This is a genomic window from Flavobacterium stagni, from assembly GCF_004122105.1.
Classification (GTDB): domain Bacteria; phylum Bacteroidota; class Bacteroidia; order Flavobacteriales; family Flavobacteriaceae; genus Flavobacterium; species Flavobacterium stagni.
The window spans coordinates 16,624-35,790 of record NZ_SBKN01000003.1 but is presented as its reverse complement, the minus strand read 5'-3'; the positions used below and the strand labels follow the sequence as shown (position 1 = coordinate 35,790).

The 19,167-nt window shown below is 38.0% G+C and carries 20 protein-coding genes; 17 read left to right on the top strand and 3 right to left on the bottom strand.

Annotated features, from left to right (window positions below; all coding sequences use genetic code 11):
• The first annotated feature begins 1 nt into the window (after position 1).
• Positions 2-397, top strand: a complete 396-nt coding sequence (locus EQG61_RS06220; RefSeq protein WP_129461055.1) for a response regulator — start codon at positions 2-4, stop codon at positions 395-397.
• A gap of 96 nt (positions 398-493) precedes the next feature.
• Here the strand turns inward: EQG61_RS06220 and lpdA are convergent, their stop codons facing one another.
• Positions 494-1,897 carry a dihydrolipoyl dehydrogenase gene (gene lpdA / locus EQG61_RS06215; protein WP_129461054.1) on the bottom strand — a complete coding sequence of 468 codons (1,404 nt, stop codon included), beginning with the start codon at positions 1,895-1,897 and terminating at the stop codon, positions 494-496.
• Between the two features lie 393 nt (positions 1,898-2,290).
• Here lpdA and pckA point away from each other — a divergent pair, with 393 nt between their 5' ends.
• The 6 genes from pckA to EQG61_RS06185 all read left to right on the top strand — a co-directional run bounded on the left by pckA (position 2,291) and on the right by EQG61_RS06185 (position 7,428).
• On the top strand, positions 2,291-3,910 hold the full coding sequence (gene pckA / locus EQG61_RS06210; RefSeq protein WP_129461053.1) for a phosphoenolpyruvate carboxykinase (ATP): 1,620 nt from the start codon (positions 2,291-2,293) through the stop codon (positions 3,908-3,910).
• Positions 3,911-3,939: 29 nt separating this feature from the next.
• On the top strand, positions 3,940-5,607 hold the full coding sequence (locus tag EQG61_RS06205) for a putative transporter (RefSeq protein WP_129461052.1): 1,668 nt from the start codon (positions 3,940-3,942) through the stop codon (positions 5,605-5,607).
• 157 nt (positions 5,608-5,764) lie between these two features.
• A complete protein-coding gene (locus EQG61_RS06200) occupies positions 5,765-6,250 on the top strand; it encodes a hypothetical protein (protein ID WP_129461051.1) in 486 nt (161 codons plus the stop codon).
• Between the two features lie 76 nt (positions 6,251-6,326).
• On the top strand, positions 6,327-6,752 hold the full coding sequence (locus EQG61_RS06195) for a hypothetical protein (RefSeq protein ID WP_129461050.1): 426 nt from the start codon (positions 6,327-6,329) through the stop codon (positions 6,750-6,752).
• Positions 6,753-6,791: 39 nt separating this feature from the next.
• Entirely contained in the window at positions 6,792-7,211 is a 420-nt protein-coding gene (locus tag EQG61_RS06190; RefSeq protein ID WP_129461049.1) for a hypothetical protein, read from the top strand.
• Between the two features lie 22 nt (positions 7,212-7,233).
• Positions 7,234-7,428: a hypothetical protein gene (locus EQG61_RS06185; RefSeq protein WP_129461048.1), complete on the top strand. Its 195-nt coding sequence runs from the start codon at positions 7,234-7,236 to the stop codon at positions 7,426-7,428.
• A gap of 1 nt (position 7,429) precedes the next feature.
• Here the strand turns inward: EQG61_RS06185 and EQG61_RS06180 are convergent, their stop codons facing one another.
• The gene (locus tag EQG61_RS06180) at positions 7,430-7,882 is read right to left on the bottom strand and encodes an Lrp/AsnC family transcriptional regulator (protein ID WP_129461047.1); all 453 of its coding nucleotides are present in this window, start codon (positions 7,880-7,882) and stop codon (positions 7,430-7,432) included.
• Positions 7,883-8,048: 166 nt separating this feature from the next.
• Here EQG61_RS06180 and EQG61_RS06175 point away from each other — a divergent pair, with 166 nt between their 5' ends.
• From EQG61_RS06175 to EQG61_RS06165, 3 genes are all read left to right on the top strand, one after another.
• The gene (locus tag EQG61_RS06175; protein WP_129461315.1) at positions 8,049-9,260 is read left to right on the top strand and encodes an aminotransferase class I/II-fold pyridoxal phosphate-dependent enzyme; all 1,212 of its coding nucleotides are present in this window, start codon (positions 8,049-8,051) and stop codon (positions 9,258-9,260) included.
• 101 nt (positions 9,261-9,361) lie between these two features.
• On the top strand, positions 9,362-10,417 hold the full coding sequence (locus EQG61_RS06170; RefSeq protein ID WP_129461046.1) for a T9SS type A sorting domain-containing protein: 1,056 nt from the start codon (positions 9,362-9,364) through the stop codon (positions 10,415-10,417).
• A gap of 61 nt (positions 10,418-10,478) precedes the next feature.
• Entirely contained in the window at positions 10,479-11,534 is a 1,056-nt protein-coding gene (locus tag EQG61_RS06165) for a T9SS type A sorting domain-containing protein (protein ID WP_129461045.1), read from the top strand.
• Positions 11,535-11,546: 12 nt separating this feature from the next.
• Here EQG61_RS06165 and EQG61_RS06160 read toward each other — a convergent pair whose 3' ends face one another.
• Positions 11,547-13,478 carry an amino acid permease gene (locus tag EQG61_RS06160; RefSeq protein WP_129461044.1) on the bottom strand — a complete coding sequence of 644 codons (1,932 nt, stop codon included), beginning with the start codon at positions 13,476-13,478 and terminating at the stop codon, positions 11,547-11,549.
• A 197-nt stretch (positions 13,479-13,675) separates the two neighbouring features.
• Here EQG61_RS06160 and EQG61_RS06155 point away from each other — a divergent pair, with 197 nt between their 5' ends.
• The 7 genes from EQG61_RS06155 to EQG61_RS06125 all read left to right on the top strand — a co-directional run bounded on the left by EQG61_RS06155 (position 13,676) and on the right by EQG61_RS06125 (position 19,165).
• The gene (locus EQG61_RS06155) at positions 13,676-14,314 is read left to right on the top strand and encodes a peroxiredoxin (RefSeq protein WP_129461043.1); all 639 of its coding nucleotides are present in this window, start codon (positions 13,676-13,678) and stop codon (positions 14,312-14,314) included.
• Positions 14,315-14,370: 56 nt separating this feature from the next.
• Positions 14,371-14,679: a thioredoxin family protein gene (locus EQG61_RS06150; protein ID WP_129461042.1), complete on the top strand. Its 309-nt coding sequence runs from the start codon at positions 14,371-14,373 to the stop codon at positions 14,677-14,679.
• Between the two features lie 2 nt (positions 14,680-14,681).
• Positions 14,682-14,939: a DUF6952 family protein gene (locus EQG61_RS06145; RefSeq protein ID WP_129461041.1), complete on the top strand. Its 258-nt coding sequence runs from the start codon at positions 14,682-14,684 to the stop codon at positions 14,937-14,939.
• A gap of 127 nt (positions 14,940-15,066) precedes the next feature.
• The gene (gene tpx, locus EQG61_RS06140) at positions 15,067-15,567 is read left to right on the top strand and encodes a thiol peroxidase (protein WP_129461040.1); all 501 of its coding nucleotides are present in this window, start codon (positions 15,067-15,069) and stop codon (positions 15,565-15,567) included.
• Positions 15,568-15,573: 6 nt separating this feature from the next.
• Positions 15,574-15,948 (top strand): diacylglycerol kinase family protein, encoded by a 375-nt coding sequence (locus EQG61_RS06135; RefSeq protein ID WP_129461039.1) that lies wholly within the window; start codon positions 15,574-15,576, stop codon positions 15,946-15,948.
• A 36-nt stretch (positions 15,949-15,984) separates the two neighbouring features.
• Positions 15,985-18,522, top strand: coding sequence for a DNA translocase FtsK (locus EQG61_RS06130; RefSeq protein ID WP_129461038.1), 2,538 nt, complete (start codon positions 15,985-15,987; stop codon positions 18,520-18,522).
• 1 nt (position 18,523) lies between these two features.
• Positions 18,524-19,165 (top strand): LolA family protein, encoded by a 642-nt coding sequence (locus EQG61_RS06125; RefSeq protein ID WP_129461037.1) that lies wholly within the window; start codon positions 18,524-18,526, stop codon positions 19,163-19,165.
• Positions 19,166-19,167: the final 2 nt, after the last annotated feature.

The following is a 19,167-nucleotide window of genomic DNA, read 5'->3' as shown; positions in this document are numbered from 1 at the left end:
CATGAAAAAAACGAATTTTATTATTATTGACGATGACGATATTTTCCTAAAATTAGGAAAAATGTACTTGGAACTAGGCAATTGCACTTCTTCGGTAACTTTATATAACGATGCAACCATCGCTTTGGACATCATTTCTGGGATGATCGAACATATTGATAAAAATATAGTGATTCTATTGGATCTCAATATGCCCGTTTTAAACGGTTTTGGCTTTTTGGAACAAATTCAAAACATCCCCAACGCCTTTGATGACAAATTACGGTTATACATCATGACCTCCTCATTAAACGACGAAGATTTAGAACGTGCCCAGTCTTTTCCCATCGTCAAAAAATATTTGAATAAACCCATTACAAAAGAAATGGTGGATGGGATTTGCACGGGAGTGATTTGATCGTGTCCATTTTAGCTTTTTTTAAAATAAAAAATCCCACTAGAAACCTAGCAGGACTTAATTAAATTATGAATTATGAATTCTAAATTCTAAGTTCTAGACATGTAACGCACGATTATCGGTTGCTGCTAATGCCGCTTCTTTTATTGCTTCCGCAAATGTTGGGTGTGCATGTGACATACGTGCTAGATCTTCAGCTGAAGCACGGAATTCCATAGCTACTACCGCTTCCGCGATTAGGTCGGCACAACGGGCACCAATCATATGCATTCCTAAAATTTCATCCGTTTTCGCATCGGCCAATACTTTTACAAAACCATCAAGATCGGCACTTGCGCGCGCTCTACCCAAGGCTTTGAACGGGAAACTTCCTGCTTTATAAGCTATTCCTGCTTCCTTCAATTGTTCTTCCGTTTTCCCTACACCCGCCACTTCTGGCCAAGTATAAACAACTCCTGGAATCAAATTATAATCAATATGCGGACGTTGTCCTGCCAAATATTCAGCTACCATTACGCCTTCTTCTTCCGCTTTGTGAGCCAACATCGCACCACGTACTACATCACCAATCGCATAAATATTGGCAGCGGTAGTTTGCAAATGATCATTCACTTCCACTTGACCACGTTCAGTAATTTTTACGCCAGCTGCTTCTGCATTCAATCCGTCGGTATACGGACGACGACCAACAGCCACCAAACAGTAATCGCCTTCCAACACCAATTCGTTGCCTTTGGCATCATCAGCTTTTACTGTAACGGCTTTGCCTTTGCGCGTCACTTCTTTTACTTTATGGGAAGTATAAAACTTCATCCCTTGTTTTTTCAAGACTTTGGTTAACTCCTTAGATAAACCGGCATCCATTCCCGGTATGATACGGTCTAAGTATTCTACAACAGAAACTTGTGCTCCTAAACGCAAGTATACTTGTCCTAATTCAATTCCGATTACACCACCACCGATAATTACCAAATGCTTGGGAACTTCAGTCATTTTTAAAGCTTCTGTAGAAGTAATGATTCGTTCTTTATCTACTGCAATAAAAGGCAATGAAGAAGGTTTAGAACCCGTTGCAATAATCGTATATTTTGACTCTAACACTTCGCTCGTACCGTCATTCTTTGCCACATTAATATGCGTAGCATCCACAAACGAACCTACACCTTCAAAAACGGTAATTTTATTTTTATCCATTAAGAACTTAATTCCGCCACAGGTTTGATCCACCACTTGTTGTTTGCGTTCAATCATTTTGGCGAGGTTCACTTTTACTTTTCCACTTACTTCAATACCGTGGTCGGCAAAGTGTTGTAATTCTTCATAATGGTGCGAAGAAGCCAATAATGCTTTGGATGGAATACATCCTACATTCAAACAAGTTCCTCCTAATGTGCTGTATTTTTCAATAATGGCGGTTTTAAAACCTAATTGGGCGCAACGGATCGCTGCCACATATCCTCCGGGGCCTGATCCAATCACGGTAACATCAAACTGACTCATATCGTTCTTATTTTGTTGTGTATTTTATTGATCGTGGCACAAAATTACAAATGTTTTTTGGGTTAGTGTTCAAGATTGGGAAATAATGTTTGATAGAAATTAGGAGTTATGAATTATGTTTTATTTGATGGTGGGAATTAAAAATTAGGATTACGTCAAAAGGTGGACTATTGAGTGTGAAGCAATTACTCCAAAGCGGCTATTCTACTCCCTAAAAACGAAGCTACACTTCACTGCTACCCTTTATAAACCAAGCACTTACAAAGAAATCGTTTTCGTAGATTTTTGGAAATTATGATAAATATCAGGCTTTTTGGCGTGGGGTGTATCGAACTTTGAAGTAGTAAAATTGTTCAACGAATTAACGCAGCTCTCGCTTAAAAATTAAAGACCATGAAAAATATCAAATTAATCCAAGAGTTACATGAAATGGGAATTACCGGCTACCATGAAGTAGTGTATAATCCCAGTTATCAAGAATTATATGAGGCCGAACTTTCTCACCACTGCCGTGGGTATGAAAAAGGAGCGGTTACTGAAAGTGGCGCGGTTGCCGTAAAAACAGGCATCTTCACCGGTCGTTCACCTAAAGACCGTTATATTGTCAAAGACGACGTGACTAAAGATACTATTTGTTGGGACGGCAAAGTGAATTTCCCAACCACCCAACCCATTTGGAGTGAATTGAAAAAATTGGTCCTCAAACAATTGTCAACTTCACGTAAATTATATGTAGTTGACGCCTTTTGTGGCACCAATCCCGATACCCGTTTAAAAGTTCGATTCGTCATGGAAGTTGCATGGCAAGCGCATTTTGTCACCAATATGTTCATTCGCCCAACACTTCATGAATTGCAACATTTTGGGGAACCTGATTTTGTTGTATTAAATGGCTCAAAAACAACCAACCCGAATTGGGAAGAAATGGGGTTAAATTCAGAAAATTTTATTCTTTTCAATTTAACTGAAAAAATGCAAATTATTGGCGGTACTTGGTACGGTGGTGAAATGAAAAAAGGCATGTTTGCCATGATGAATTATTACCTTCCCTTAAAAGGAATGGCTTCTATGCACTGTTCTGCCAATGTCGGTGAAGACGGTGATGTGGCCATATTCTTTGGCCTTTCTGGTACGGGAAAAACCACTTTATCTGCCGACCCAAAACGCTATTTAATTGGGGATGATGAACACGGATGGGACGACCGTGGCGTGTTTAATTATGAAGGCGGATGTTATGCCAAAGTAATTGATTTAAGTGAAGAAAATGAACCTGACATTTGGCGTGCTATTAAACGGGATGCTTTATTGGAAAATGTTGTAGTCAATGAATATGGTGAAGTGGATTATTACGACCATAGCATCACTGAAAACTCTAGGGTTTCTTATCCCATTTACCATATCAACAAAATTGTATTGCCTTCTAAAGCGGGTCATGCTAAAAAAATCATTTACCTCAGTGCCGATGCCTTTGGCGTATTGCCTCCTGTTTCTATCTTAGATGAAGACCAAGCCCAATACCATTTCTTGTGTGGATATACGTCTAAATTGGCCGGAACGGAACGTGGAATTACCGAACCACAACCTTCTTTCTCTCCAGCCTTTGGCGAAGCGTTTTTAACTTTACATCCTACCATGTATTCTAAAACCTTGGTAGCGAAAATGAAAGAACACGGTGCCAAAGCCTATTTAGTAAATACAGGTTGGAACGGAACAGGCAAACGCATTTCTTTGAAAAACACCCGTGCCATCATCGATGCGATTATTGATGGAAGCATTGATACGGTACCAACTACAAAAATTCCGTATCTTAACCTCACGATTCCAACCCAATTGAATCAGGTTGAAGATGCTATTTTAGATCCGAGAGCGACCTATGCTGAGGTGGCGATTTGGGAAGAGAAAGCCAAAAAATTAAGTGAATTGTATATTAAAAACTTTGCACAATACACCGATACTGCGGAAGGTGCGCGCCTTGTTGCCGCTGGACCACAGTTGGCACAAGTTGAAGTTTAAACCAAAAATAACCCTATACACACCGAGCCATGGACTGGATAACCACCTTACTGACCCAACCTTCATTTGCCAACACCTTAATCCTTTTCGGTTTGGTTATCGCCATCGGCATTAGTTTGGGCAAAGTCAAATTCTTCGGTATTTCGCTCGGTGTGACATGGGTATTATTCATCGGATTGGCGTTTTCTTTTGCGGGTATCGTCGTAGAAAATGAAATTCGGGAATTCTTGAAAGACTTTGGACTTGTCCTTTTTGTTTACACCTTAGGACTACAAGTCGGACCGGGTTTCTTTGCCTCTTTGAATCGAAATGCATTGACCAATAATGTATTGGCGGCCCTAATGGTGAGTTTGGGTTTGGTCATTACACTATTGTTTTATTTCACCACCACCTACTCTATTGGTGAGATGAGTGGCGTGATGAGTGGAGCAGTTACCAATACGCCGGGATTAGCCGCAGCACAAACCACGCTGAGCAATATCCATGGCGGCACAGCCGACAATTCAACGGTAACACTGGCCTATGCTGTGGCCTATCCCTTTGGCGTATTTGGTATAATTGCAGCCATGTTGGTGCTAAAGAAACTTTTCAAAGTTAACATTGAAAAAGAAACTGAATTGCAAAACAAGTTGCAACAATTACGGGAAAACCGTGTCATTTCCAAACACCTGCAGTTGGACAACCAACAATTGATCGGTAAAACCTTGTCGCAAATTTTTGAGATAATCAAAACTCCTATAGTGGTTTCCCGCATGTTTCATCATGGAGAAATCATCACTCCTACTCCGAAAACGGTTTTGGCCAATGGCGATGTACTGTTGATTGTTGCTCCCAAAACGACATTTGAACAATTGCATTTATTAATTGGTGCTGAAAGTTCGATGAATCTTAAAACCGCAATTGACAGCAACTTAATCAGCCAACATTTTGTGGTAACTAATAAAGCGATTACCCACCATCGATTGGGTGATATTGCGGAATTACACCAACATGATTTTACGTTTACACGCTTGAATCGTGCCGGTACACAATTGGTTCCCAATGGGAATATCATTTTACAATTGGGCGATACCCTAAAAGTGGTGGGTACTGCTGAGGGATTGGAACAAGCGACAAAAATTTTGGGAAATTCTGTCAAACGTTTGGAAGTGCCCGACTTGGCTCCTATTTTTATTGGTATCGTACTCGGACTCATTGTAGGTAGTATTCCGCTTCAAATTCCGAGTATTCCTGTTCCCGTAAAAATTGGTCTTGCGGGCGGACCTTTACTTGTCGCCCTTTTATTGAGTCGGTTTGGAAATCAAATGTATTTGAACAATTACACCACGCACAGTGCCAATTTGATGCTGCGGGAATTGGGGATTTCCTTTTTCTTGGCCAGTGTAGGATTAGGTAGTGGTGCACAATTGGCCACTGCATTTACGGGAAGTACCGGATTTTATTGGATTGGAATGGGACTTGTCATTACCTTAATTCCGCTATTAATTACGGGTTGGTTGGCTAAAAAAGTATTCAAGAAAAACTTTTTCGAAGTCATGGGCTTGATGGCAGGCGCTTCTACAGATCCACCAGCATTGGCTTTTGCTTTAAAAATTGCAGGAAATGATACGCCTTCAGCAACGTATGCCACGGTATATCCTTTAACCATGATTTTACGAATTATTGGAGCGCAATTGTTGATCTTGTTTTTTTCTTGATTCCGTTATGATTTAGGATATTGCTCAATAAGAACTCAAGTTCGATTAAAATAGGTTTTTTTAAGCAAAAAAATGGTTAATGAGGATAAATAAATCCCTAAAATAGCTATGAAATGTTTGATTTCAACTATTTTTAGATTCCATTTATAAACATCCAATGAATCGAATCACAGTACAACGTATTATTCATTATAATTGCTTACTACTCTTTTTACTTTTTATTGATGTCATTCTTCCCAGTAAAGAAAAACCAGTTGCCTATTTGGATTCCATTTATGATTTTATGGCTGTGACGGGTGGTCAGAAAAAAGCCTTTGACGATAAAATCATTATGGAGTTTACGAATGGGGAACGGTATCGAATTGCCAAACATCCCGATCAGGAATTGCCAAAAAACACACCAATTCGAATAAAATTAAATAGAATTTCAAATTCTGTTTCTTCTCTTTCTTATTACCAAAATGGTTGGAAAAGTTGTTCTGTTAGTTTATTACTTAATCCGTACATTTTTATGTTGCTTGCTTGGATTATATGTACAACGTTGCTCAATCATTTTTTTGATATAAAATCACTAAAAATAATGTTAGTTGGCGCAATGATGAGTCTCACTTTTTTTAATTATGTGTATTTTTTCTTTTATTAATTTGACTCCAAGAAGCATAAAGACGAGTATTTTTCTCTTTATCAGTCTCGGAATATGGAGTCAAACACCCGATTGTTTGCAACTGACGCAACAGGAGTTTGACGGAGCTGATTGTTGGAGAGCACTTGCCAAAGCGGGAAACTATGAAGCAGCGGCAACCTTACAACTTGAATTTATAAATAAAGGAAAGGTGCGCAACTTAACTTCCCTTTATTGGCATGTGGGGCAGTTATTTGCTTTGGATAATAAAATTGAAAAAGCAATTCATTACATGCAAAAAACGCAGACTGTTTTTACCAAATGGTTGGGTGGTGAAGAGGGAAAAACGTGGTATTATTTTACCAAAGCAACGATGGCATTTCTTCAAAGAGATCGGGCGACGTTTAACCGAATTCTTTTGAAATGGGAACGCAAATTTCCCAAAGATAAAAATTATATAGAGTTGACCCGACTCGACAAAAATTGGGAATTACCCTATCGACAAGCAACGCTAAACTCCTAATTTAGTCTTTAGCTCCAAAAAAAACTTAGATAAATCAAAATGGATGTTCCAACCACAATTAATGAATATTTGGATTCTCTTTCTGAAAACACGAAAGAAGAATTGACCTTTTTTCACCAAAAGGTTTTAGAAAAATATCCCAATTGCCGCATTTGGTTTTTAGATGGAAAAGATGCCACAGGAAAAGTGATTAGTAATCCCAATATGGGCTATGGTTCTATTCTATTACCGACGAAAACCAATGTAAATCGGGAATTTTATAAATTGGGAATTAGTGCGAATTCGAAAGGATTCTCAATCTACTTTATGGGATTAACGGATCGAAATTTAATTCAAAAACACTTGGGCCATTTTTTCCCCAATTCAAAAATTACAGGATATTGCCTAAATCTTAAATCAATTAAGAATGTCGAATTGGCTATTCTAGAGAAATTGATTCAATTTGGCATGAACAATTAACTATTTTTGAGTATTATTTTTTATGAAAAAATCAAGCAAAAACGCCGGTATAATCTTAATGGTAATTGGATTAATTACTATAATGAAAGTAGTGAATAAATTCATAGAGGAACAACCGTTACGAACGAGTGAATACCTTTTGGCTGTGTGCGGACTTGTATTATTTACCATCGGAATTTATGCCATTCGTAAAGCATCAAAAGCATCGAATTCATAATCTACAGTTCATAGGCCGTACTGTTTTTTATTTCCCCAATCATAAACGAACTGTGGGTACTACCGATATGCTGTAATCCCGTGAGTTTGGTCACCATAAAATCGCGGTACGCTTCCATATCTTTTACGGCTATTTTCAGAATATAGTCGTAATCCCCGCTCACGTGAAAACATTCCAATACTTCAGGTAATTTAATGACTTCGGATTCAAATCGTACCAAGTAATCTTTGGTATGTTGGACCAATTTGATGTGACAAAACACTATAAACGCTTTTTCAATTTTATTGCGATCAATCAAAGCCACATAGTTTTTGATTACCCCTTCCCGTTCCAATTTTCGGATACGTTCATAAACTGCGGTAACCGACATTTGAAGTTTTAAGGCCAATTCTTTATTGGTCATTCGGGCATCATTTTGCACTAATCCCAACAGTTTTTTATCGATTGAATCCATAGGATGTTTTTTCTTAGAAAAGATTGTAATTGAAACAAATTTAAACTTATAATCTATATTATTTAGTTTTTATAGATTTATTTTCTAAAAATAGAAATAATACTTGAAAAATAAAATACAATAGTTGAATTTTGAAGAAACAAACCAACTCAATATTACTATCCCTATGCAAAATCCTTTTGATTTTAAACCGGCGGATCAAATACAAGATTTACAATATTTTGGCGAATTTGGCGGAGTGAATCCTTCCATTTCAGACTCATCCACCTATACCTTTTTATCGGCAAAAACAATGTTTGATACCTTTGAAGGCAATGCTGAAGGCTGTTATTTGTATTCGCGTCACTCCTCACCCATGAACCTCTATTTGGGTCAGGCCCTTGCCGCACTCGAAGGAACCGAAGCGGCCAATGTCACGGCATCGGGTATGGGAGCGATCACTTCGGTATTGATGCAATTGTGTACCAGTGGCGATGAGATTGTGTCGAGTCGCACCATCTATGGCGGTACCTATGCGTTCATGAAAAACATGTTGCCGAAATGGAAAATCGCCACTCGCTTTGTAGACATTACCAAATTGGAAGTTGTTGAAGCAGCGATTACCCCGAATACCAAAGTTTTGTATTGTGAAACGGTGAGCAATCCGTTATTGGAAGTAGCGGACATTCAAGCTTTGGCACAATTGGCCAAAAAATACAATCTAAAATTGGTGGTAGACAACACCTTTTCACCCTTACAAGTCGCACCCGTTAAATTGGGTGCTGACGTAGTGATCCACAGTTTGACAAAATTCATAAACGGAAGTTCTGACACGGTGGGTGGTGTGATTTGTGGTACCCAACAATTCATTGATGATTTGCGCAATGTTAATGATGGAGCTTGTATGTTACTAGGTCCGACGATGGATAGTTTCCGTTCGGCATCCATTTTAAAAAACCTACGTACGTTACATATCCGCATGAAACAACACAGTCACAATGCGGCCTATTTGGCGGCTCGTTTTGAAAAAGACGGCTTAAAAGTGGTTTACCCGGGATTGGAAAGTCATCCCAGTCATATGATTTTATCCCGCCAAATGAATCACGAATACGGTTATGGTGGCATGATGACTTTGGATGTGGGTTCGCTGGACCGTGCTAATGCCTTAATGGAATTAATGCAACACAATAATTTAGGCTATTTGGCGGTAAGTCTTGGTTTTTACAAAACCTTATTTAGTGCGCCGGGAACCTCGACTTCGAGTGAAATTCCGATGGACGAACAACAAGAAATGGGATTGACCGATGGCTTAATTCGTTTTTCTATAGGTTTGGATAATGACATAGAACGCACCTACGAAAAAATGACCGATTGTATGCGTCAACTCGGTATACTTTAGTTTTTATTTTTAAGTTTTTAGTTGAAAATCCATGCTCGAAAGTGTATGGATTTTTTTTGTTTGCAAAAATATACTACTTTTATACATCTAAAAGCTTGATTATGAAACAAAAATTACTCCTATCCGCCTTATTTATAAGCCTTTTTTCATTCGGTCAAATCATCAATTTTCCAGATGCCAATTTAAAAGCGAAATTATTAAGTCCAAACACCGCTAGTTATTATAATCCAAACTACATCAGTGTTAACCTAGATAGTAATGGTGATGGCGAAATTGAAGTTAGTGAAACATTGTTGGCTGAAAGAATCAATATTGCAAACAGTAATATTAGCTCTTTAGAGGGATTGGAGTATTTCCCCAATTTGAAATATGTCAACACAATTGGTAACCCAATTGCAACCCAAAGCTTGATGGCACTCACTCAAATCAAAGAAGTTTTGTTGGGCTTAAACGGCTGGACAATCATTGATAGTAGTGTTATTCCTCAAAATATTACTTTTTTATATGTAAACTTTGGTACTACGATCACTCAGTTTTGCCCCAATTCATTAACACAATTAAAAAAAATTTCACTTCAAAATTATCCATTTACTGACTTAAATTTATGCAATACTGCTGTTAAAGCATTATTTATATATACTGCCCCTAACCTTACAACTATTAATTTAAAAAACAATCATCTAACTCCCCAGTTTGTAACTAGTGTAACATACCGCAACACTATTGTTTCAGCACCACCTTCGATACCCCCACCTGCTATTTGGATCACTTGTGACACCTCAAATCCGCTTACAATTTATGTAGATGCTGGTGAAATTTCTGAAATAGATGCAGGATTTATAAGCAATCCACATCAATTAGTCACCAACGCACCACCTTGTGACACCAGTGTAACCTGCGCCAATGCGTTATCTACACCTACTTTTGATTATTTCACTACGCATCCCAATCCTGTGGAAACTACGATGACTCTAAGCAATACGTTCAATAAAACAATTGATCAGCTTACCGTATTCGCTCTCGATGGAAAAGTCGTATACCAACAAAGAAACGTTGCTCAAGAGATAGATATGAGTTCACTCTTTTCCGGACTTTATCTACTTAAAATCGAATGTAACGACGGGAGTGTTTACACTAAAAAAATCTTGAAGAAATAGGTTATTTTTGACTTAACGAATAGTAAAGTTCTCGAACTTTACGCTACTAAACCAATTGATTATGAAACAAAAATTACAATTATTTGCATTGTTTATCAACTTTGTTTCATTCGGTCAAATCATCAATTTCCCGGATGCCAATTTAAAAGCGAAATTATTAAGTGTAAACACGGCTTACAGTTCCAATCCAAACGAACCCAGTATTGTTTTGGATAGTAATGGTGATGGAGAAATTGAAGTTAGTGAAACATTGACTACCGAGCGAATTGAGATTTCGAATAGTTCTATTCACGCTTTGGACGGATTAGAATTTTTTCCCAATTTGAAATATGTGGGTACTGTTGGAAATGCCATTCCAACCAACAGCTTGATGGCATTGAGTCAAATCAAAGAAGTTTGGTTGGGCTCCAATGGCTGGACAACAATTGATAATAGTGTTATTCCTCAAAATGTAACTTTTTTACGTGTCAATTTTGATACTTCAATTACTCAATTCTGTCCCAATACATTAACACAATTGAAAAACGTAACTCTTTATGATTACCCATTTGTAGATTTGAATTTATGCAACACAGCAGTAGAAGCAATTCAAATTTATAATGCTCCTCAACTCAACTCGGTGAATTTAAAAAACAATCATTTAAGTCCTATGTATGGAACTGACGTAAGTTACCGAATAACAGTTAACTCAGCACTATTACCTCCTCCTCCACCTTCTGTAATCATTTTCAGTAATACTACTAATCTACTTACCATTCATGTAGATGCTGGAGAAATTTCAAATGTAAGTTCAGGATGGATATCAAATACCTTTCAGTTAGACACCAACGCCCCGCCATGTGACAACAGTGTAACCTGCGCCAATGCGTTAACTACCACTACTTTTGAATATTTCACTACGTATCCCAATCCTGTGGAGACTACGATGACTCTAAGCAATTCGTTCAATAAAACTATTGATCAGCTAACCGTATTCGCTCTCGATGGGAAAGTCGTATTCCAACAAAGCAATGTTGCTCAAGAGATAAACATGAGTTCACTCTTGTCCGGACTTTACCTTATAAAAATTGAATGTAACGATGGGAGTGTTTACACTAAAAAAATCTTGAAGAAATAGGATTTAGATACCCTAACTCAACGGAGTGTTTTCGTTTAACTTACTGTTTTTATAACTAAAACCAAAGTAAATCGTTAATCCCACCAACAACCAAATTGTGAAATAAATCCAGTTCCATACACTGAGTTCCGCCATCATATACAAGCAACTCACCAACCCGAGTAACGGAATCAACGACAAATTCTTTTGGTAAGCCCAAGCCGCTAATCCAAATAAAGTCACGATGAAAATCCACATCGGGATTTTGTGTTGGAATAACGCAAATCCAGCTTCGTATTTCAAACTTTGATCAATAGGTAGTTCATCGACTAAAGAATGATAGGCTTTTGGGTCTTTTTGGTATTCACTTAATGTAGCTTCCAAATCAACCTTAGTGTCTTTGATCATTTTCAAATCATAAAGATAGTTAGTTACCGCTTTGGCTTCCTCTTTACTCAAAGAAGTAACCAAGGTAGCCGCATCATTTAATTTGGGTTTATTGGTTACAAAATCCGCTACATTTTGGGGGAAAAATTTCAAGGCACAAACCATCCCAATTAGCAATACTACTGGGAAAATATATTTGGCATTAACATATGGCGTTTTAAATTTTCCGCGCGGCACATCGGGTTTATTTTGCAAAACCAAGACTCCGGCACAAACCAAAACGAATGCGAATAACGTACCAATACTACATAAATCCGTCACCATCGTTAAGTTAAGGAAAAGCGCTGGAATAGCGACTACAAATCCGGTGACTATTGTCGCATACGAAGGTGTTTTATATTTAGGATGAACTTTGGAATAACGTTTCGGTAAGAGTCCGTCCCGACTCATACTCATCCAAATTCGGGGTTGTCCCATTTGAAAAACCAATAACACACTGGCCATCGCTACCACGGCACTTACCGCGATGATTCCCGACATCCATTTTAGATCCAATTTATCAAACACAAAAGCTAATGGATCACCAACATTCAAACTTTCATACGACACCATACCTGTTAAAACAAGGGCGATGATGATATAAAGTAAAGTACAAATAATGATAGCCCACATCATGCCTTTGGGTAAATCGCGCTGTGGATCTTTACATTCTTCGGCGGTGGTAGAAATCGCATCAAACCCGATATAGGCAAAGAAAACGGCTGACACTCCTTTTAAAATTCCGGTGACTCCATTGGGTGCAAACGGACTCCAATTATCGGTATCTACATAAAACACACCCACTGCAATCACCAATAGGATTATACACAATTTCACGACCACCATTAAATTACTGGCATTTCGGGATTCTTTCATGCCACGGTACACCAAAAAGGTAATAATAATGATAATGAGAAGTGCTGGTAAATCGGCCACCAAATGAAATCCACCCAATGTAGGAGCTGTTGTCCATGCGGTATAGGCCGCTTTTACGCTTTCGCTTAAATTCTCAAAGGTTTTACCACTATGCATGAGCGCAGTAGCTTCTTCAAATCCTTTAGAGGCTGTCAAATAATCCATTTGAATCCACTGAGGAAGGTGAATGCCGCCGCTCTCGAGGAGTCCGGTAAAATAGTCACTCCATGAAATGGCTACCGTGATGTTACCAATGGCATATTCCATGATTAAAGCCCAACCGATAATCCAGGCTACGATTTCACCAAAAGCCACATAGGAATAGGTGTACGCACTCCCTGAAACGGGAACCATAGACGCAAATTCAGCATATGCAAAGGCGGCAAAGCTACAAGCAACCGCAGTAAATAGAAATAAAAAGATAACAGCAGGGCCACCGTCAGCACTAGCTTTTCCAATGGTACTGAAGATTCCAGCTCCAATAATGGCTGCAATTCCAAAAGCGGTTAAATCTCTGGCGGTAAGATGTTTTCCTAGGGCATGATGTCCGTCAGCTTCATTTTTTGCGACTTGTTTTAGAATATCATGAACCGATTTCTTTCGAAATAAATTGGAAAATTTCATACGCTTAACTGCATTATAATTGAGAAAAACAAATATAAACTTTTATTTGAATGATTAGAAGTACTGACAAACGGTTATTGAATAACCAAAAACTATTCTGTAATAAAAACTAATAATAAAAATTAATAGAATCACACTCAAGTTGTCTGTATTTTTGCAGTGTTAAAAATCAATTACTAATTTAATACACAATACACATGTCATTAGTTGGAAAAAAATTCCCAAACATTACAGTAGACGCCATCTCTTTCATGGGCGATAATTTACGCATCAACGTTTTAGACGAAGCGGTAAAAAACAATAAGAAAGTATTGCTTTTCTGGTACCCAAAAGATTTCACCTTTGTTTGTCCAACAGAATTACATGCTTTTCAAGCGGCTTTAGAAGAATTTGAAGCTCGTAATACGATGGTTATTGGAGCTTCTTGTGATACGAATGAAGTGCATTTTGCTTGGTTAAACACTGCCAAAAACAATGGTGGTATCGAAGGGGTAACGTATCCATTATTAGCGGACACTACTCGTAACTTATCTTCTACTTTAGGAATTTTAGATATTGAAGCGGGTGAATACAACGAAGATACCGATTCAATCTTATTAGAAGGTTCAAATGTTACTTACCGCGCAACTTATTTAGTAGACGAAACTGGTAAAATTTTCCATGAAAGTGTAAATGATATGCCGTTAGGACGTAATGTTCACGAATACTTACGTTTGATTGATGCTTATACACATGTTCAAACCAAAGGAGAAGTTTGTCCAGCCAACTGGGAAAAAGGAAAAGATGCCATGAATGCGGATCGTAACAGTACTGCTTCGTATTTATCAAATCACTAATATTTGTTAGGATTCCTGTTTATAAAACATATTCCTAACGCTAAAAAGAGAAAACCATGTTTCAAGAATTAGATCAAGATAATTTAGCCGAAATTGTTGCCAATAATGAAACCGTCGTTGTACAATATGCAGCGTCTTGGTGTGGAAATTGCCGCATTATGAAGCCCAAATTCAAAATGTTGGCCAGTCAGAACGAATCCATTCCCTTTGTGATTGTGGATGCCGAACAGTTTCCAAACTCGCGCCAATTGGCAAAAGTGGACAACCTACCCACATTTGCCACTTTTAAAAATGGCGCTTTAGTCAACCAAACCCAAACCAACAAAGCTGAAGTGTTAGCGGAGTTAATTCAAGAAGTTGTGTAAGTATGAAACTACCTGTAATCAAACAATTAACGCAATTCATTGAGGACAATGATCAAGATTATATCGTGGAAACGATTGAAGTTTTGGAACATTTAACCGAATTGGAGTCGCTTAAGGATGAGGAACTGGATGTTATTGGCGAATTGATTTCCAATATGTACGGTGCCTTAGAAGTCCACAAAATGATCAAAGAAGGTAAGGACAAAAAAACTGCCTTAAATGATTTTATGAAACGCGTACTCGGTTCGATAGACAAATAAATTGAAGCCCTCTTCGGAGGGCTTTTTTAATGCATCCGCTTCGATATAAAATCTGAATTTCAATCAAACACGTAGTTATATTCGATTTAAAAATTATATTTTTGCAACTCTAAAAACATTCAAGAAAATGGCACAAATTACATTAGGCGGGAATCCCGTACATACCTCAGGCAATTTACCCGAAGTGGGATCAAAAGCTCCAGCATTTGAATTAGTAAAAGACGATTTATCAACGGTACATTTAGCTGATTTTGCAGGAAGTAAATTGGTTCTTAATATTTTCCCAAGTATCGATACTTCCACATGTGCAACTTCTGTTCGCACATTCAATGCCAAGGCATCAGCTCTTGAAAACACAAAAGTATTATGTATTTCCCGTGATTTACCTTTTGCTCAAAAACGTTTTTGTGGAGCGGAAGGGTTAGAAAATGTCATCAACTTATCCGATTTCAAAACGGGTGCTTTTGGTAAAGATTACGGATTGGAAATTACCGATAGCGTATTAGCCGGCTTACATTCACGTGTCGTTGTTGTATTGGATGAAAACGGTGTTGTAAAACATGCGGAACAAGTGGGAGAAATAGCTAACGAACCCAATTACGAAGCGGCTTTAGAAGCTTTAAAATAATTACACATGGAATTTCAACGCGATAAATCCTTTGTCACCGGTCGGTTAAAAAGTTTCAAATTTGCATTTATTGGTGCTTGGAAACTCGCTACTACTGAACACAGTGTGATGGTACAATTAAGCATTGGTGCGGTAATGACAGCTATGGGATTTTATTTTAAAATATCCATGACCGAATGGATGTTTCAAACCTTTGCCATCGGTTTAATTGTGGCTATTGAAGGATTGAATACAGCCGCAGAAAAAATAGCCGACTTTATTCATCCCGAATACCATGAAAAAATTGGATTTATCAAAGATATTGCGGCAGGAGCGGTTATGTTTGCAGCACTTACAGGCGTTGCTATTGGTGCAATGATTTATGTTCCAAAATTCCTTTAATTTTTTTTGCTACTTTTATAGAAATTTAGCGTAATAATGGCCAAGAAATCAAGTAAAGAAACGCAGCCAGAAAATGGTGCGGATACATTGAAAAAATTTAAAATGAAAAGGCAATACAAATTTATTTTGGGTTGCCTTTTGGTGCTTTTTTCAGTTGCCTTATTGGTAGCATTTATTTCGTATTTTGTTAATGGACAAGAAGACCAAAGTGTAGCCAATGCATTTATTGACCGTAGCAAAGAAGCCCAAAATTGGTTGGGAAAATTTGGTGCTTGGTTGGCTGATGCGTTTATTTACAAAGGATTTGGCGCTGCTTCTTTCTTATTTGTGAAATTATTTTTCATTACAGGTGCTTTTCTAATTCTAGACATTCCCTTACGAAAATTAAAATCGACTTGGTTTTGGGATCTTTTTGCGCTAATTGTGGTTTCCATGATTTTGGGCTTTTTTGCCAATTCCATACCTGAATTGGGCGGAACTATTGGCTATGAAACCAATACATTTATTCAAGATTATATCGGAAAAACGGGGACTTTATTGGTCTTAATTTTCAGTGTTCTTATCTATTTGATTTTTAAAATTCGTCTTTCTCCCGATGGTGTAAAAGCGTTTTATGAAAAGAAAAAAGCGGACATGCAAGCGGATCTTGAAACGATTAACCCTTCAACATCTGAATCGGCTGACACCGCTTATAACCTTGAAGAGTATGCGATTAACGATGTAGAGAACGAACCCCAACCCGATTATACGATTGAAGAAATTGTGCAACCCAAATCACAATTTGAAATTAATAAAGAAGCCTTAAAACCTACAATATCCAGTTATTCGGGAATAGATTTGAATCCGAACAAAACGGGTATAGACCCCATTCATGAACCGGATATCGAACCTGTGCTGTTGACGCCAAACGAGCCTATTGTTCCGCCCGTTGCTCCTCCTTCAACACCTGTTCAGAAAGAAATCATTAAAACTAATGATGATGCTTTTGTTATTGAAAAAGCACAAGATGAAGACGTTATTGTAGAAAATCTTGCTGCAAAATTGGTGGAGGATTTTGGTTTGTTTGACCCTACGCTCGAACTTTCTAATTATAAATTTCCGACGATTGATTTGCTCAAAGAATATGCAAGTGTTGGAATCACAATTAATCAAGAAGAATTAGAAGAAAATAAAAACCGAATTGTCGATACCTTACGCAATTATAAAATTGATATCGCACAAATCAAGGCCACTGTAGGACCTTCGGTAACTTTATACGAAATTGTTCCCGAAGCCGGTATTCGTATTTCAAAAATCAAAAGTTTAGAAGACGATATTGCATTATCACTGTCGGCTCTTGGAATTCGTATCATTGCTCCTATCCCAGGAAAAGGAACCATTGGTATTGAAGTTCCGAATAAAAACCCAACCATGGTTCCGATGAAAACGGTAATTTCTGCCTCGCGTTTTCAAGAAGCCGAAATGGAATTGCCTATTGCTCTAGGAAAAACCATTTCCAATGAAACCTTTGTAGTTGACTTGGCAAAAATGCCCCATTTGTTGATGGCAGGAGCCACAGGTCAAGGAAAATCGGTGGGATTGAATGCTGTACTCACTTCTTTGTTGTACAAAAAACACCCGGCAGAGGTGAAATTTGTGTTGGTTGACCCCAAAAAGGTAGAATTGACTTTATTCAATAAAATTGAACGTCATTATTTGGCCAAACTTCCCGATACTGAAGATGCCATTATTACCGACAATACCAAAGTAATTAATACCCTGAATTCGCTGTGTATTGAAATGGACAACCGTTACTCTTTACTCAAAGATGCAATGGTTCGAAACATTAAAGAATACAATGAAAAATTCAAAGCCCGAAAATTAAATCCGGAAAACGGCCACCGCTTCCTACCCTACATTGTATTGGTAGTTGACGAGTTTGCTGATTTAATTATGACGGCGGGTAAAGAAGTAGAAACCCCGATTGCACGTTTGGCTCAATTGGCGCGTGCGATTGGAATCCATTTGATTATTGCCACACAACGTCCGTCGGTAAATGTGATTACAGGGATTATTAAAGCCAACTTCCCGGCACGTATTGCGTTTCGGGTAACTTCTAAAATTGATTCACGAACGATTTTAGACACCCAAGGTGCCGATCAATTAATAGGTCGAGGAGATTTATTATATACCAATGGTAATGATTTAGTACGGGTGCAGTGTGCCTTTGTCGATACGCCTGAAGTAGACAAGATAGTCGATTTTATCGGTTCACAAAAAGCCTATGCAACCGCTTATTTACTCCCAGAATATGTGGGCGAAGAAGGTTCTAATGTCAATCTCGAATTTGACATCTCAGAACGGGATTCTATGTTCCGTGAAGCCGCTGAAATTATTGTAACCGCTCAACAAGGTTCGGCATCATTATTGCAGCGCAAATTGAAACTGGGCTACAACCGTGCCGGTCGATTAATTGACCAATTAGAAGCCGCCGGAATTGTGGGTCCGTTTGAAGGAAGCAAAGCACGCTCGGTGAATATTCCCGACTTGGTTGCCCTTGAACATTTTTTTAATAACGAACAAAACGAAGAATAAAATGAAAAAGTTTTTAGCAGTAGTACTGGTAGTTACGTTGGGGTTTTCTGTACAAGCACAGGATAAAAAAGCCAAAGCGTTATTGGATCAGGTTACGGCAAAAATTAAGAGTTTTGACAACATTGTCATTGATTTTAAATACACCCTAACAAACGCCAAAGAAAACATCAATCAAGAAAGTAAAGGAAATGTTACCCTGCAAGGCAATAAATATGTCTTGAATTTTATGGGAGTTACTAAAATTTTTGACGGTAAAAAAACCTACACTATTGTTCCCGAAGACGAAGAAATCACCATTTCTAGCGTTAATGAAAGTGATGATAAAGCGATTACTCCCAACAAAATGCTGACGTTTTTCAACAGTGGTTACAAGTATACCTGGGACATTCAGCAAAACATCAACGGGCGAAAAATTCAGATAATCAAATTGGTGCCTAATAATGCCAAGGACCAACGTAAAGAAATTCTATTAGGCATCGACACACAAACCAAAACCATCTATAATTTAATTGAGATTGGGAAAAACGGAACACGCACCACATTAACTGTTAATTCTTTTAAAACCAATCAACCGCTTTCAAAAAATCAATTTACTTTTGTGGCGAGCAAGTACCCCAAATACATGATCAATAAATTAGATTAGTT